The organism is Thermodesulfovibrio sp. 3907-1M (assembly GCF_040450955.1).
Taxonomy (GTDB): Bacteria; Nitrospirota; Thermodesulfovibrionia; order Thermodesulfovibrionales; family Thermodesulfovibrionaceae; genus Thermodesulfovibrio; species Thermodesulfovibrio autotrophicus.
In genome coordinates this window covers 1545766-1560953 of sequence record NZ_CP144373.1, presented here as the reverse complement: position 1 = coordinate 1560953, position 15188 = coordinate 1545766, and the positions used below count along the sequence as shown (strand labels likewise).

Below are 15188 nucleotides of genomic sequence, written 5' to 3'. Positions count from 1 at the left end.
GAGACTATATGCTTGATATAAAATTTTTGAGAGAAAATCCAGAGAAAGTAAAAGAGGCACTTCAAAAAAGAGGTTATGAAATTGATTTCGATAAATTCTTATCCCTGGAAGAAGAAAGGCTAAAACTCTTAAGAGAGATTGAGAATAAAAGAGCCATAAGAAATTCCGTATCTCAGGAGATTGCAAAATTAAAGAAATCCGCCAGCGACACAGCAAGGATGGAAGCCCTTATCCTTGAGATGCGTCAATTAGGAGAAGAATTGAATGATATTGAAAATAAACTTAGAGGGATTGAGGAGCAGGTGCAGAACTTTCTTCTTTATATCCCAAATATTCCTCATCATACAGTCCCTGTTGGTAAGGATGAAACGGAAAATGTTGAGATAAGAAGATGGGGTAAGCCACCAGAATTTGATTTTGAACCACTTAATCACTGGGATATTGGAGAGATTCTTGGAATAATTGATTTTGAGCGTGCTGGTAAAATTGCAGGGAGCAGATTTGCTGTAATGAGAGGTCTTGGTGCTAAGCTTGAGCGCGCACTTATTAATTTTATGCTTGATTTACATACCACCAAAGGATATGTTGAAGTCTTTCCTCCGCTTCTTGTAAACAGAGCATCCATGACAGGAACTGGACAGCTTCCAAAGTTTGAAGAGGATTTATTTAAAATCGGTGAGCCAGAGTTCTATCTTATACCAACTGCAGAGGTCCCTGTAACAAATCTTCACAGAGAAGAGATTCTCTCAGAGGATGACTTGCCCATTTATTATGTTTCCTATACTCCGTGTTTTCGTCGGGAAGCAGGTTCTCATGGAAAGGATGTTCGCGGGCTTATAAGACAGCATCAGTTTAATAAGGTGGAGCTTGTTAAATTTGTAAAACCAGAGGACTCCTATGATGAATTAGAATCTCTTACACGGGATGCGGAAGAGGTTCTCAAGAAGCTTGGACTTGCATACAGGGTTGTTGCACTATGTAGTGGAGACCTTGGTTTTGCCTCAGCAAAAACCTATGATATAGAAGTCTGGCTTCCAGGACAGAAGCGTTACAGAGAGATAAGCTCCTGTTCTAATTTTGAGGATTTTCAGGCAAGAAGAGCAAATATAAGATTTCGTAGAAGAGGGAAAAAAGGAACAGAGTTTGTTCATACATTGAATGGTTCCGGACTGGCAATTGGAAGAACAGTTGTTGCCATCCTTGAAAATTATCAGCAGAAAGACGGCTCAGTTAAAGTTCCTGAGGCTTTAATACCCTATATGGGTGTTGATGTAATAAGATGATTCAACCAGTAATTGATTCTTCAGGTGTTATTCATATTTTTAAAGGTAAAGACTCTGTCCCAATTAAATTTGTAATTGGAGAGATTTTAACAGCTGAGATAATGGACATATTCCCTACAGGCACAATTCAGGTAAAGATAAACAATAGAATTCTTAATGCTCAACCCCAAAGAGAATTACCTTTGAATAAAGGTGATACAGTGATGGTGAAAGTTGAAAAACCCCTTCCTGACGGAACAATTCCACTGAGAGTTTTATCCACTTCTGAATCTGAACAGGTTCAGAAAGCCATAATAAAGGCTGAAAATCAAATATCAGATAAAATTTTTAAACTCATAGAATCCCTTTTTTTAACTGATACCAGACAGGCAAAGCAGACACAACAGGCTCAGATGGATTCAATTAAAGAATTGCTATTACTGTCAACAGAAAATCTTTCAGAAGCACAAAAGAGTGTGCTTATGCAGAAAATAATTGATGTAATTTCTCATGAAAATACTGTAGAGCATCTTCAGCAATTAATAAAACTTCTTGAGAAAAATAACTTTCCAGAAGAGGAGATTGCAAGGCTCAAAAACATAATTATTTCAGACAACGAAGAACTTACGACAGAAAAATTAAAAAATACAATCCTCAATACAGGAGTATCCTTTGAGGCAAAAATGAAACAGGCTCTTTTTGATACATTTAAGATTGAACAGATTAAAGAGGATTTGAAAGCCATTCTTGATAACATATCTAAGCAGGCAAAAACAGCAGGTCTGGAAGAAATAGCTGATAAAGCACAACATATTCTCAGAGAGATAGAAGGCTATCAGGTTCTTTCAAAAACCTATCAGAGTTTTTTTACATTTCTTCCCCTTTTGTGGAATGCAATAGATGGTGGAAACTTTGCTTTCAGGACATTTAAAAAGCAGGGAAAAGACTATCACACTGTCTTTATAAATCTCAGGATAAAAGAAGAGTCTATATCCTTTGTTGTTACGATGATCAATAAAAGTTTTTTTGTTAGTTTTTCTGGAAAACCTGAAACAATGCAAATTATTAAAAACTATGAGGAGGAACTTAAAGAGAGATTTCACAGGCAGGGGCTGTTCCTCTCAGGAATAAACTATGTTACAAAAATTGAGGAACTCTTAAAGCAGTGGCAAATACAGGAAGGATTGGTTAGCGTAATAATATGAAAGAAGAAAACAGAAAGGCAGTTGCGTTAAAATATGAAAAAGAAAGGGATTCTGCACCAAGGGTTGTAGCAAAGGGAAGAGGCTGGATTGCTGAAAAAATTATAGAGCTTGCAAGATATCATGGAGTACCACTTAAGGAAGATGAAACTCTTGTAGAGGTTCTTTCAAAGCTTGACCTTTACGAGGAGATTCCTGTGGAATTATACAAAGCGGTAGCTGAGATTCTGGTTTTTGTTTATCAGATTAAGGGAAAGATTAAATGATTGATATTTTAAATAAAATAGTTGAAGCTAAAAAAATAAGAGTAAGTGAGCTAAAGAAAATTAAATCCATTGAAGAAATAAAAAAGCAGGCACAGAGCATTAAAACTCTATCCCGATTTTATAGTGCCATAAAAAGACTACCCAATGAGCCAATCAAGCTTATTGCAGAGATAAAAAAAGCCTCTCCTATTAAAGGACCCCTTAAAGAGTATGATGTCTTAAAAATGGCTGATTTATATGTATCTGCTGGTGCTGATGCTATTTCAGTGATAACAGAAGAAGATTTTTTCCTTGGGAGTCCAGAATTTTTAATAAAGATAAAAGAAAACTATCCTCATGTTCCGGTGTTGAGAAAGGACTTTATTTTTGATGAATACCAAATATATGAATCAAAGTTGCTCAAAGCAGATGCTATTCTCTTAATTGCCTGCATTTTGAGTAAACAGCAGTGTAAAAATCTCTATGAACTGGCAAAGTCTCTTCAAATGGATGTTTTATTTGAGGTTCATAATGAAGAAGATTTAGAAAAAGCTTTTTTTGCAGGAGTTAATATAATAGGAATAAACAACAGAAATCTTAAAACAATGGAGATTGACCTTAATACAACTTTAAGGCTTAAAAATTTAATTGCCGAGGATAAAGTTATAGTCAGTGAGTCTGGAATTTCTGAAAGAGCTCATGTTGACAAAATTAAAAATGGAATAGATGCCATACTGGTGGGAACATCAATAGTTTTGAGCGATAATCCTGTAGAAAAGATAAAAGAGCTTTTATTGAATAATAAAGTTAATTTTTCTTATTATATATAAATGTCAAAGCTGTATCTTTCTGGTAATCAGGCAATTGCTTATGGATTAATTCATGCTGGAGTAAGGTTTATTACCGGATATCCTGGAACTCCTTCAAGCGAGATTATTCCTGCAGCTCAGGATATTGTCAAATCCAGCGCACTTAAAGCCTATGTTGACTGGGCTATTAATGAAAAGGTAGCCTATGAGGTAGCCTACGGAGCCTGCCTTGCCAATATAAAGAGCGCTGTGACAATGAAGCAGGTTGGGTTGAATGTGGCAATGGATCCTTTTATGAATTCTGCCTATGTAGGAACAGTAGCAGGATTTGTAGTAATAAGTGTTGACGATCCCGGTCCTCATTCATCGCAAACAGAGCAGGATAGTCGCTTTATGGCAATGGCTGCAAAGATTCCAGCTTTAGATCCTTCAACTGTAGAAGAAGCTTATGATTTTGCAAAGAAAGCCATTGAGTTAAGCGAAAAATACAGCATACCAGTCATGCTCCGGAGCACCACAAGGGTTTCTCATGGAAGAGCAGTTGTTGAAGTTGATGATGTAGCACCTGAAGATATCATAAAGCCTCATTTTAAGTCTTCAAAAGATTGGGCTAAACAATTAAGCAGGTTTGCAGCAACTCCAAAACAACGCCTTGAACTACATAGGATTTTAAACAAAAAGATTGAAAAAATTGCTGAACAGAATAAGCCGAAATTCTTTTTTAGTGGAGACATTCTCATTCTTTCAAGTGGTGTTGTATTTGCATATCTTTATGAGCTCATTGAAGAATACGGTTTACATGACAAAGTTACTCTTTCTAAATTTGACATGCCCTATCCTTTATCAAAGAACATAATTAATTTTAAAGAGAAGTTCAGCCGGGTAATCTCTGTTGAAGAAACCTATCCTGTTATAGAGCTACAGCTTGATACAGAGGGAAGAAGAAATGGTTTAGTTCCCAGAGAAGGAGAGCTTACACCAGAGGTTTGTGAGGAAATTCTTGAAAAAATTGATTTGATTAAAAGGACAAAAACATTCAATGTCCTTCCGCTTAAGAGACCTTCCCTTTGTCCTGGATGTGCTCACAGAATAGCTCTTTTTGCAGTTAAGAAGGTATTTGGTAAAAAGACAATATACGCTGGTGATATAGGTTGCTATACTCTTGCCCTCAATTTTAATGTTACTGACACGGTTCTCAATATGGGTGCGAGTGTTTCTTTTGGTTTTGCCTTCAGTAAAACTTTTGCGCTGGGGCAGAAAGAGCAGGAAGTTGTTGCAATAATTGGAGATTCAACATTTTTTCACTCAGGAATTCCTCCTTTGATTGATGCTGTTCATTATAGAGTGCCTTTTTTAGTTGTGATTCTTGATAACAAAAGCGTTGCAATGACAGGAAATCAGAAAACCCTCTCTGATGAATTCAGCTCTTCAGGGCAGCCTGTAACACCAATTGTTATTGAAAATCTTGTAAAAGGTATAGGAGTTAACTTTGTTCACGTTGTGGATCCCTATGATTTTGATCTTTCAGTAAGAACTCTTAAGGAGGCAAAAAATTTTCTTAAGAAAAAAGAGCCTGCAGTTATTGTATTCAGACATCCATGTATTAATACAAAGGAAGGACTTAGTGCTAATCCAAAGTATAATGTTCAGATTTCAAAGGAACTCTGTAAAGGATGTAGAGTTTGCACCGTAGAATTTGAATGTCCTGCAATAATTTTTAATGAAGATGAAGGTAAAGCAGAGATTGATAGTGCCTTTTGTATAGGTTGTGGATGCTGTATTCATGTATGCCCTACAAAGGCAATTGCTCTGATATAATATTTAAGCTGCTTGAGGTATAAGATATTAATACGAAGAATGAAGAAAAAATTTAAATTAATAGAGAATGAAACTGGTCATAGTTGGTAAAGGTGGACAGGGCGTAATATTTTTTTCAAGGATGATTGCCCATGCTGCAATCAAAAAGGGATTTTCTGTTCGCTCAACAGAAATCAAAGGAATGGCTAAAAAAGGTGGCACTGTTGAGATTCAGATGAAAATTAATGAAGGAATGAGCGGAGTTGTTCGCAGAGGCACTGCTCAGATGGTTGTTCTTTTAAGTGAGGATTTGTTGTATTATGCAAAAACCTTTGGTGACAGAGTTTTTACATTTACCAGAGAAGAAATTGATAATGCATTGAATTCTGTATCGGCGCGTTATGTAAATACTTTTTTGCTTGGAGTATTTGTTAAGAAGACAGATTTTTTTAAATGTGAAGATTTTATCAATATCCTTGATGAGGAAAATAAAAAATCTTTCATAAAGGGGTGTGAATATGTTCAATCCTCAGCAGGAAACTCTTCCAAGACAGGAGATTGAAAAAATTCAGCTTGCAGGATTAAGAAAAACATTAAAATATCTTAAAAATTCAAAATCAAAACTTAAAGAAAAATATAAACACATTGAGCCGGAAGACATCCGCAGTCTTGACGATTTAAAACTTCTGCCCTTTACAACAAAGGATGAGCTCAGAGATTGCTATCCCTTTGAACATATTGCTGCCCAGCTGGTAGATTGTGCAAGGATGCACATGAGTTCGGGCACAACTGGAGTTCCTGTTATTAATGCAATGACAAAAGGAGACATTGCTCAATGGGGTGAGATAATGGCAAGATGCCTTGCCTGTGCAGGACTTACAGAAAAAGACAGACTTCAGATAATGCCTTCATTCGGACTTTTTAATGGCGGATTTGGTTTTCACTATGGTGCCGAGCGTCTTGGCTGCTTTATAGTTCCAGCAGGTGCAGGAAGGTCACTTATGCAACTTAAACTTATTAAAGAGCTTGAAGTAACGGCAATAGGAGCAATTGCATCCTATCCTGCAAGGTTAATTGAGGTTGCCCGTGAGAGTGGGTTTGATTTTAAAGAAACCAAATTGAGAGTTGCCATACTTGGCGCTGAAACATGGTCAGATGAATACAGACGAAGAATTGAAGAAGAAATGAATATAAAGACTTTTGATATAATCGGACTTACAGAAACAGGTGGAGTCGGGCTTGGAATAGACTGTCCTGCAAGAGCAGGCATTCATGTATGGGAAGACCATTACATAGTTGAGATAATAGATCCTGAAACAGGTGAACCCGTATCAGCAGGACAGGAAGGAGAGATGGTCATAACAACTCTTACCCGTGAAGGGTTACCACTTCTCAGGTATAGGACAAGAGATATATCAAGCATTTTATCCTATGAAAAATGTGATTGTGGTAGAACTCATCTTCGTGTAAGCAGAATTCGTGGAAGAACTGATGATATGCTGAAAGTTAAGGGAGTTAATTTTTATCCTTCACAGGTTGAGCAGATTTTGCTTAAATATAAAGGGCTCTCTCCTTATTATCAGCTTGTAATAGAAACAGTTAAAGGCAAAGATGAGATGACAATTATCGTAGAAAAGGCTGACAATGGAATTACTCAAAAAGAGCTTGAGCATCTTGATCTTGAACTTTATGACTTTTTAGGATTTCACAGCAAAATTCAGGTTGTGCCAGAAGGAACAATTCAGAGAGTCCCCGGCAAGGCAGTAAGAATTGTGGACAAAAGAAAGAAAATTTAAAATACTGTTAAGAATGTTCCACGTGGAACGTTCTTAACAGACTCCTCCTTTTACTACAAGAACAGACCTGTCACTGTATTCTACAATATTTCTTGAAACAGAACCCCATAAAATTCCTTCAATAAATCCTTTTCCGTGAGCTCCCATTACAATACAGGTTACATCCTCTTGTTTTGCCAACTTTATAATCTCTGCTGATGGTTTTCCAATGTAAAGATGGGTTTTTACTCTAAAGCCTTCCCTTTCCAGTTTTAATTTTACATTTTCAAGCTTTTCTCTATCCATTCTTTCAAATTCCTTAATTTTCTCCACAGACTGAAGTTTCATGGATTTTTCATCCATAATATGTGCTACCACAACTTCTTCAATCAGATTTTTTAATCCAGAAATGTATTCAATCGCACTTTCAGCGCAGTCTGACCAATCTGTAGGATAAAGAATTTTTCTAAAAGGATTTTCACAATAGCGTTTACAGGCTGCAGTATTGCCACTGAAGCAGGCAGGATATTTAGGAACATAAACTGGTACATTTCCATAACGAATTATTTTATCTGTATTTGAGCCAATAAATATCTCGCCAAGAATCCCTTTTCTCTGTCTCCCTGAAACAATCAATGAAACCTTTTCCTGCTCAGCAACCTTTAGAATCTCTCTGTAGGGAACTCCAACAGTTATAAATTTTTTTGATGAAAGACCTGATTCTGATATCAGTTCAAGGGCTTCTTCCATTTTCTTTTCAGCTATTTCAGAAAGGGTTTTCACAAAATCAAGGTCATATCCAGCGTATTTTTCCATTGGAATTTTTGATACATCAATAATATGAATGAGAATTATCTCTTTTGTGCCGACTTTTTTAAAATTTAAAAGGCATTTCAAAATATCCATTGAAAATTCTTCAAACTTAATTGGATAAACTATTTTTTCATACATATTAAGCCTCCTATTTTTTTATTTTGAAGAGTTTATATTCCGTATTTTTTGCAAACCATACGAGAACAAGCATCACGGGCACTTCAATCAGTGGACCAATTACCGTGGCAAGAGCAACAGTGGGATTAAAAGCCGAGATTGCAATTGCTATGGCAATTTCAAAATCTCTTCCTGTTGAGTTGAAGGCTACTGCTACTGAATCCTCATAATTTAATTTCAATTTCCAGCTTACAAGATAAACAATCACATACATTGTCCAGAAGAAAATTGTCATTGGCATTGCCATCTGAACAATAAAAATTGGCTTTTCAACAATTAAATCTCCCTTAAGGGCAAACATGACAATCAGAGTAAATAGAAGTCCCAAAATTGACATGGTATTAGATAAAATTTCAGTTTTTTAAACCACTCTTCACCAAATCTTTTGACTCCTAAAAATCTTGTAAGCATTCCAGCCAACAGAGGCACTCCAAGATATAAAACAACGCTTTCACCCACCACCCAAACATCAAACTTAACATCTCCAAGAAGCAATTTTGCATAAACAGGAATTAAAAGCATCTGAACAATGGAGTTAAAAGCAACAAGAATTATTGCAAGGGGACCATTTCCTCCTGCAAGATAGGTAAAAACAATTACCATTGCAATGCATGGTGCAAGTCCGTAAAGAACCAATCCTGTATATAAATCTTGCTCTCCGCTCAAGAAAAGCTTTGCTAGCAGAAGCATAAAAAACGGAGCTACTGCATAATTAAAAAAGGCAACAATTGCAAGTTGTCTTGGTGACTTAGCAGCTTTTCCAAGATCTTCAAATTTTATATTTGCCATGGCAGGATACATCATCATAAAAAGACCTACCACTACTCCAAGAGCAAGCGTATTTGGCAAACTGAATTCATAGGTGCCCTTAAAAATTGCCTTTATGGCATCAATTGGTGGTGTAAGTTCAAAATTTGATATACCATACCACTTTCCTATGGCAATTCCAATAATCATGCTGATAATAACGAAAAAAGGAAGCAGTTTAAAATTGTGCAGCTTTTCAAGAAATCTTCTCATTGAACCCTCCTATAACTATTATTTTCACAACCAGTCTTTGCCATTAAACGATAAGCTTTTTCATGCTTTATCCTGCAAGTGGATAACTTAAAAAATCAAAGTATAAATCTTATATCCAGTGACAATTAAAATCAAAACTGCGAATATCTGTTTTACTCTTACACCTGGTACAAATATGCTTGTTACTCTCGCACCGAGAAAGGAAAATAAAGCTCCAGCAGCTATCAAAGCAACTGTTAAAGAGAAATTCCAGTGAGCGGTGCTTAAATGCGGAAGTAACAAAGTTTTCGCTTTCCTGAGTGCTTTTTACTGGATTAAAGAGTCTATAGACAAGATAAAATACTGCAACAAAATATAGCAACAAAATATATAATCCAGACATATTTCTGGTTAACAAATTGAACAATATATGCACCAATGGGAGCAGAGACTGTTGTTATAATGGATAAGGGAATGGCTTTCCTCCAGTCCACAAATCCACTTTTTGCAAATCCTAAGGTGGAAAGCAGAGCAGTAACACCGTTCAGTAAAAGACTTAAAGGTTGAACCTGATGAACTAAATCTTCCATGAAAACTCCTAAAAAGGGAATGGCAGCAAAGGCAACTCCAAGCCCAAGCATTCCTGAAATAAAGGATAGAATACAGATACCTGCAACGATTATGATGCTTTCTTTCATAAAAAAAATTTTATATTATTACATAAAACCTGTCAAGATTATATTTATTTTGATTTAATGGAAACAAAAACTTTTTATTTTTGGCGGTGATTCAGGTTTAAAATTCAAAATTTTGAAACAATATTTTAAAGTTGACCAGAAATATGAGAATGTTTTAAAATTTTTCAACTTGTCCTGAAGGATGAGTTAAGCCATGAAGGCTCAATGAGCTTTCATGGCTTTTTTATGTGAAGATGAAGACAGTTTATATAAATAAAATTCAACATTTTATTGTGCTTTCAATGTTTTTACATCTCTTACTTTTTGTGGCATTCTCAAGTTTTGCAAAGGTAAGCAAAGAGCATCAGGAGATTGATATTTTTATAATAAACGATGTTGTTAGGTCCATTAAGGATTCAACAACTCAGGTTTCAGCAAAAAAGAATCATATTGAAAAAACACAGTCTACTGCTAAATCTGCTGAGGATACAAAAATTGTAGAAGAAAAAACACAACATACTATTTTAAGTTTTCCCTCCTCACATTCTGAATCCTTAGAAAAAAAATCATCAGCTGGATCTATCTCAACTTCAAATACAGAAAAAACAGGAATAGTTGATGCAGAATTTGGAACCACTTATGGTCCGAAGTTTCTTTACAGAGAAATTCCTGTATATCCCCAGATTGCAAGAAGGCTTGGTAAAGAAGGTAAAGTTGTTTTAAGGCTTACTATTAATGAAAAAGGAGAACTTTTAAATGTAGAAGTCATAGAAGGAGCTCCCTATGGATTTACAGAGTCTGCTGTTGAGGCAGTAAAAAAATCAAAATTTTCCCCTGCAATTAAAAATGGTAAACCAGTAGCCTGCCGGGCAATTCTTCCTGTAAGGTTTGTTTTAAAGTAGAGTTTATTTCAGGATTATTTTGAAATATTGCATTTTTTTTTGTAAACTAAATAAACAATCAATGATTGAGGAGGTATTATGGAGATTCATTATGCAGAAAGAATCAGGACGCTTCCGCCTTATCTTTTTGCAACCATTGATCAAATGAAAAAAGAGGCTCTTTCAAAGGGTGCAGACTTAATTGATTTAAGCATTGGAGACCCTGATATTCCAACACCTTCTCATATTGTGGAGGCAATGAAAAAGGCTGTAGAAAAGCCAGAACATCATAGATATCCAAGTTATGAAGGAATGCTCTCATTCAGAAAAGCAGTATCAGACTGGTATAAGAGAAGATTTAATGTTAACCTTGACCCTGAACATGAGGTTTTAAGTCTTATTGGTTCAAAAGAAGGAATTGGTCATATCCCTCTTGCCTTTGTTGATCCTGGTGAGATTGTTCTTGTTCCTTCTCCCGGATATCCAGTTTATCCTGTGGGAACAAAGTTTGCCGGTGGCATTCCCTATTTTATGCCCCTTAAAGATGAAAACAGGTTTCTGCCCGATTTGGACTCAATTCCTAAGGATGTTTGTAAAAAAGCAAAGCTTATGTTCATAAACTATCCTAACAACCCAACCAGTGCTGTTGCTGATGAGGAGTTTTATAAAAAAGTTGTTGAATTTGCCAGAAAATATAATATTATTGTATGTCATGATGCAGCCTATTCAGAAGTTTATTACGAGGAAAAGCCTGTCAGTTTTATGCAGATAGATGGAGCTAAGGAAGTTGGTATAGAGTTTCATTCCCTCTCAAAAACCTATAATATGACAGGATGGAGAATAGGATTTGCTGTAGGAAATAAAGAAATTCTTTCAGGACTTGGAAAGGTTAAAACAAATCTTGACTCTGGTGTTTTTCAGGCAATTCAGGAAGCGAGCATAGTGGCTCTTGAAACAGATGATAGTATCTTAAGAGAAATAAGAGAGATTTACAGGGAAAGAAGAGATGTGTTGTACGAAGGACTTAAGTCAGCAGGATTTGATGTTAGAAAACCTATGGCAACATTTTATCTTTGGGCAAAAGTTCCACGTGGAACAAATTCAATAGATTTTGTTGCAAGGCTTTTAAAGGAAGCTGAGGTTTTATGTACACCAGGGGTTGGATTTGGTGAATATGGCGAAGGATACATAAGATTTGCTCTTACACAGTCTAAGGAAAGAATAAAAGAAGCAGTAGAAAGAATAAGGAGGCTTAAGCTGTGATGAAGACATTAACAGTAAAAACTTCTTCAAGAGAAGAATTTGTTGATATCACAGATGAAGTTGAAATGGTTGTTAGAGATAGCGGAATTAAAAACGGAGTGTGTTACCTATATGTTCCTCACACCACAGCAGGCATAACCATTAACGAAGGTGCTGACCCTTCAGTAAAAAAGGACATCCTAAATGCATTAAAAAAGATTGCGCCCTATGGTGCAGGATACCTTCACATGGAGGGCAATGCAGACAGCCATATTAAAACAACAATTGTGGGTTCATCAGTGACTGTTTTTATTGAAGATGGTAATCTCATTTTAGGACAATGGCAGAGTATATTTTTCTGTGAGTTTGATGGGCCAAGAACAAGAAAAGTTTATTTAAAAATAATTAAACAGGAGGAATAATGTTAAACATTAATGCCATAGCTCCAGAGGAGCTAACAGAGGAGTCAAAGTTTAAGTTTCGTTGCTATCCCGGCATTTCCTGCTACAGGAGTTGCTGCAAGAACATTGATATAATGCTAACTCCCTATTGCATCATGAGATTAAAAAATAGATTTGGCATGTCATCTGGTGAATTTTTAATGCAGTATACCTATGTATTCATTGAGCCAAGAAGTGGTTACCCCTTTGTTTTTTTAAATAAAAATAATGATGAAGAGAAAACATGCCCATTTTTATATGAAGCGGGATGCTCTGTTTATGAGGATAGACCTGCTACATGCAGATATTATCCAGTTGGACAGGCTTCTCTTAAAAAGTTTGATATGACAGATGGAATAACAGAGGAGCATTATTTTTTTGTTAAAGAGCCTCACTGCAAAGGCTTTAATGAAGACAGAGAATGGACAGTGGCTGAATGGAGAAAGGCTGAGGGAGTTGACCTTTATGATGATATGAACAGAGGATGGAAAGAGCTTTTCTTTAAGAGAAATCTGAAGCCTGAAAAGCTTGATGAAAGAAAGGCTAAGGCATTTTATATGGCTTGCTATGACATTGATGCTTTCAGAAGATTTGTTTTTGAAAGCAGATTTCTTCAGATTTTTGATGTTCCTGAGGATAGAGTGGAAAAGATGAAGAAAGACGAAACAGAGTTGATGAATTTTGGATTTGACTACGTAAAATTTCTTTTGATGATTAAAGAGACGCTGAAATTAAAGCATAGTTGAAGCTGTGCTGCAAAGATAAAGGGCTTTTAACTGTCCACAGGCGGCGAGGATGTCCTGTCCTTTGCTTTTTCTGATAAACACAGAATAGCCCTGGGATATCAATGTTTGCTGAAATTTAAGTATCTCCCATTCATCAGGTTTTTCAAGCTCACATCCTTTCCATGGATTGAAGGGAATGAGATTTATTTTTGATGGTATTCCTTTGAGAATCTGTCCGAGCCTTAAAGCATCTTTTTCAGAGGAGTTAATTCCTTTAAGCATTACATACTCAAAGGTTATTCTTTCTCTTGACTTCAGAGGATACTCTCTCAGCGTTTTTAGAAGCTCATGAAGTGGATATTTTTTGTTCACTGGCATAATAAAGGTTCTTGTTTTTTCATCCGATGCATTAAGGGATATTGCGAGTTTTACTGAAGGAGCTTTGTGTGGTAATTCCTTAATTGCTGGAATAATACCAGCAGTTGAAACAGTGATTCTTCGCGGTGAAAATTCAATCAAATTTTTGAATCTCCACAATGCTTCAACAACATTTTCAAAATTCAGCAGAGGCTCACCCATTCCCATAAAAACAATGTTTGTAATCCTTTTGTTTTCATCTTTTATTAGCCTGCTTACCTGAATAAACTGGTCAACTATCTCCCATGTATGGAGATTTCTTTTAAATCCAATTCTGCCTGTAAGACAAAATCTGCATTTGACAGGACAGCCAACCTGACTTGATATGCAAAGTGTTAATCTACTTTTATCTGTAATTAATACACTTTCAATTTTTTCTTTATCTTCCAGCTCCCAAAGAAATTTTTCAGTGCTGTCCTTGCTGATTTTTCTTTCAACCAGTTTAATGTTGCCAATATAGTATTCTTTAGATAAACTTTCTCTAAGTGATTTAGGCAATTCTGTAATTTCATCAATTGAGGTGGCAAACTTTTTGTAAATCCAGTGAATGATCTGCTTTGCTCTGTATAAAGGAAGATGCTCGTTTTTTATAATTTCTTCAATTTCCTGTGCATTGTAATTCTTGAGATTTTTTAGTATCATTCGTGATGAAGAGGTGGTATAGGAACTTCAAGCTTTGTAAGATAATTTTTAAGATAACTGCAGACTGCCTCAGGATTGTCAATTACTTCAAAGTATTTAAAGTCATCAAGGCTTATGGCACCAAGATTTTTAGGGGAGTTTTTAAACCATTCAAGAAGTCCTTTCCAGTAAGTAGAACTATAAAGAATTATGGGAAATGAAAGAATTTTACCTGTTTGAACAAGGGTGAGAGCTTCAAAAAGCTCATCAAGGGTTCCGAAACCACCTGGGAAAATAACAAATCCAATTGAGTATTTTATAAACATCAGCTTTCTTACGAAAAAATATCTGAAGTTTAAAGAAATATCAAGATATTTATTGGGATGCTGCTCATGAGGAAGCTCAATATTCAATCCAATAGATTTTCCTTTACCCAGTTTAGCGCCTTTATTAGCAGCTTCCATTATCCCGGGACCACCGCCTGTAATTATTGAAAAACCAGCCTCACTCAGCAGTTTTCCCACTTTGAATGCTTCCTGATAATAAAAATTTTCTTCTGTTAATCTGGAACTTCCAAATATTGAAACTGCAGGACCAATCCCATGCAGTGTTTCAAAGCCCTCAACAAGCTCTGATTGAATCCTGAATACTCGCCATGTATCAGAAGACTTAAAATCCTCTATCATCTTCATCATCCTCTACAATTGTCGTTCTTATAAGTGCAAGAATTGCAGAATGAGGCACAATTAGATACTTTTTTTCCTCAAATTCTATTTCAATTCCTGCATCTTTAAGAAAAAGTGCATAATCACCTTCCTGAGCCTGAAGAGGTATATATCTTATGGGTTCAGCGTTTGTCTGTTTCCAAGGTTCTTCAAGAACAACTGAGATGTCGTTAACAGGATAACCGGGTCCCACTTTTATAACTCTTCCACCAAGAACTTTGTCTTTTTCTTTTACAGTGGGAGGTAAAAAGAGTCCTGCCCGTGTTTCCATTCTCTCATCCGGTTCAATGAGAACCCTGTCTCCCACTATTATTAACTTTCTCTGTGTTTTCATAAATTTTAAACTTTAAATCACTCGCAGGTGCTTGAATCTTTAATTTT

19 protein-coding genes are annotated in these 15188 nt (G+C 35.9%); 11 read left to right on the top strand and 8 right to left on the bottom strand.

Annotated features, from left to right (window positions below; all coding sequences use genetic code 11):
- Positions 1 to 8 precede the first annotated feature (8 nt).
- The 7 genes from serS to V4D30_RS08070 all read left to right on the top strand — a co-directional run bounded on the left by serS (position 9) and on the right by V4D30_RS08070 (position 7111).
- Entirely contained in the window at positions 9 to 1283 is a 1275-nt protein-coding gene (gene serS / locus V4D30_RS08100; RefSeq protein ID WP_353683821.1) for a serine--tRNA ligase, read from the top strand.
- Positions 1280 to 2467 carry a hypothetical protein gene (locus tag V4D30_RS08095; protein WP_353683820.1) on the top strand — a complete coding sequence of 396 codons (1188 nt, stop codon included), beginning with the start codon at positions 1280 to 1282 and terminating at the stop codon, positions 2465 to 2467. Before serS ends, V4D30_RS08095 begins: the two co-directional genes overlap by 4 nt.
- On the top strand, positions 2464 to 2730 hold the full coding sequence (locus V4D30_RS08090) for an EscU/YscU/HrcU family type III secretion system export apparatus switch protein (RefSeq protein ID WP_353683819.1): 267 nt from the start codon (positions 2464 to 2466) through the stop codon (positions 2728 to 2730). The genes V4D30_RS08095 and V4D30_RS08090 overlap by 4 nt, the downstream gene beginning before the upstream one ends.
- Positions 2727 to 3539, top strand: coding sequence for an indole-3-glycerol phosphate synthase TrpC (gene trpC, locus V4D30_RS08085; RefSeq protein ID WP_353683818.1), 813 nt, complete (start codon positions 2727 to 2729; stop codon positions 3537 to 3539). The genes V4D30_RS08090 and trpC overlap by 4 nt, the downstream gene beginning before the upstream one ends.
- Positions 3540 to 5336 (top strand): thiamine pyrophosphate-dependent enzyme, encoded by a 1797-nt coding sequence (locus V4D30_RS08080; RefSeq protein ID WP_353683817.1) that lies wholly within the window; start codon positions 3540 to 3542, stop codon positions 5334 to 5336.
- 67 nt (positions 5337 to 5403) lie between these two features.
- On the top strand, positions 5404 to 5877 hold the full coding sequence (locus V4D30_RS08075; RefSeq protein WP_353683816.1) for a 2-oxoacid:acceptor oxidoreductase family protein: 474 nt from the start codon (positions 5404 to 5406) through the stop codon (positions 5875 to 5877).
- Positions 5834 to 7111: a phenylacetate--CoA ligase gene (locus V4D30_RS08070; protein ID WP_353683815.1), complete on the top strand. Its 1278-nt coding sequence runs from the start codon at positions 5834 to 5836 to the stop codon at positions 7109 to 7111. Before V4D30_RS08075 ends, V4D30_RS08070 begins: the two co-directional genes overlap by 44 nt.
- Positions 7112 to 7144: 33 nt before the next feature.
- Here the strand turns inward: V4D30_RS08070 and V4D30_RS08065 are convergent, their stop codons facing one another.
- The 5 genes from V4D30_RS08065 to V4D30_RS08045 all read right to left on the bottom strand — a co-directional run bounded on the left by V4D30_RS08065 (position 7145) and on the right by V4D30_RS08045 (position 9777).
- A complete protein-coding gene (locus V4D30_RS08065) occupies positions 7145 to 8041 on the bottom strand; it encodes a universal stress protein (RefSeq protein ID WP_353683814.1) in 897 nt (298 codons plus the stop codon).
- A gap of 10 nt (positions 8042 to 8051) precedes the next feature.
- The gene (locus V4D30_RS08060) at positions 8052 to 8381 is read right to left on the bottom strand and encodes a hypothetical protein (RefSeq protein WP_353683813.1); all 330 of its coding nucleotides are present in this window, start codon (positions 8379 to 8381) and stop codon (positions 8052 to 8054) included.
- A gap of 5 nt (positions 8382 to 8386) precedes the next feature.
- Complete coding sequence (locus V4D30_RS08055; protein WP_353683812.1) at positions 8387 to 9100, bottom strand: bile acid:sodium symporter; 714 nt, start codon at positions 9098 to 9100, stop codon at positions 8387 to 8389.
- A gap of 87 nt (positions 9101 to 9187) precedes the next feature.
- Entirely contained in the window at positions 9188 to 9382 is a 195-nt protein-coding gene (locus V4D30_RS08050; protein ID WP_353683811.1) for a hypothetical protein, read from the bottom strand.
- A 41-nt stretch (positions 9383 to 9423) separates the two neighbouring features.
- The gene (locus tag V4D30_RS08045) at positions 9424 to 9777 is read right to left on the bottom strand and encodes a sulfite exporter TauE/SafE family protein (protein WP_353683810.1); all 354 of its coding nucleotides are present in this window, start codon (positions 9775 to 9777) and stop codon (positions 9424 to 9426) included.
- A gap of 233 nt (positions 9778 to 10010) precedes the next feature.
- Here V4D30_RS08045 and V4D30_RS08040 point away from each other — a divergent pair, with 233 nt between their 5' ends.
- From V4D30_RS08040 to V4D30_RS08025, 4 genes are all read left to right on the top strand, one after another.
- A complete protein-coding gene (locus V4D30_RS08040; RefSeq protein WP_353683809.1) occupies positions 10011 to 10658 on the top strand; it encodes an energy transducer TonB in 648 nt (215 codons plus the stop codon).
- Positions 10659 to 10736: 78 nt separating this feature from the next.
- Positions 10737 to 11900: an LL-diaminopimelate aminotransferase gene (locus V4D30_RS08035; protein ID WP_353683808.1), complete on the top strand. Its 1164-nt coding sequence runs from the start codon at positions 10737 to 10739 to the stop codon at positions 11898 to 11900.
- Positions 11900 to 12301, top strand: coding sequence for a secondary thiamine-phosphate synthase enzyme YjbQ (locus V4D30_RS08030; RefSeq protein ID WP_353683807.1), 402 nt, complete (start codon positions 11900 to 11902; stop codon positions 12299 to 12301). The genes V4D30_RS08035 and V4D30_RS08030 overlap by 1 nt, the downstream gene beginning before the upstream one ends.
- A complete protein-coding gene (locus V4D30_RS08025) occupies positions 12301 to 13065 on the top strand; it encodes a YkgJ family cysteine cluster protein (RefSeq protein ID WP_353683806.1) in 765 nt (254 codons plus the stop codon). The genes V4D30_RS08030 and V4D30_RS08025 overlap by 1 nt, the downstream gene beginning before the upstream one ends.
- On the opposite strand, the gene rlmN is transcribed toward V4D30_RS08025, so the two are convergent.
- From rlmN to V4D30_RS08010, 3 genes are read right to left on the bottom strand one after another with little or no spacing between them, the layout of a single operon-like run.
- Positions 13051 to 14103: a 23S rRNA (adenine(2503)-C(2))-methyltransferase RlmN gene (gene rlmN, locus V4D30_RS08020; RefSeq protein WP_353683805.1), complete on the bottom strand. Its 1053-nt coding sequence runs from the start codon at positions 14101 to 14103 to the stop codon at positions 13051 to 13053. The genes V4D30_RS08025 and rlmN overlap by 15 nt on opposite strands.
- Positions 14100 to 14768, bottom strand: coding sequence for a TIGR00730 family Rossman fold protein (locus V4D30_RS08015; protein ID WP_353683804.1), 669 nt, complete (start codon positions 14766 to 14768; stop codon positions 14100 to 14102). The genes rlmN and V4D30_RS08015 overlap by 4 nt, the downstream gene beginning before the upstream one ends.
- Complete coding sequence (locus V4D30_RS08010) at positions 14752 to 15141, bottom strand: co-chaperone GroES family protein (RefSeq protein ID WP_353683803.1); 390 nt, start codon at positions 15139 to 15141, stop codon at positions 14752 to 14754. The genes V4D30_RS08015 and V4D30_RS08010 overlap by 17 nt, the downstream gene beginning before the upstream one ends.
- Positions 15142 to 15188: the final 47 nt, after the last annotated feature.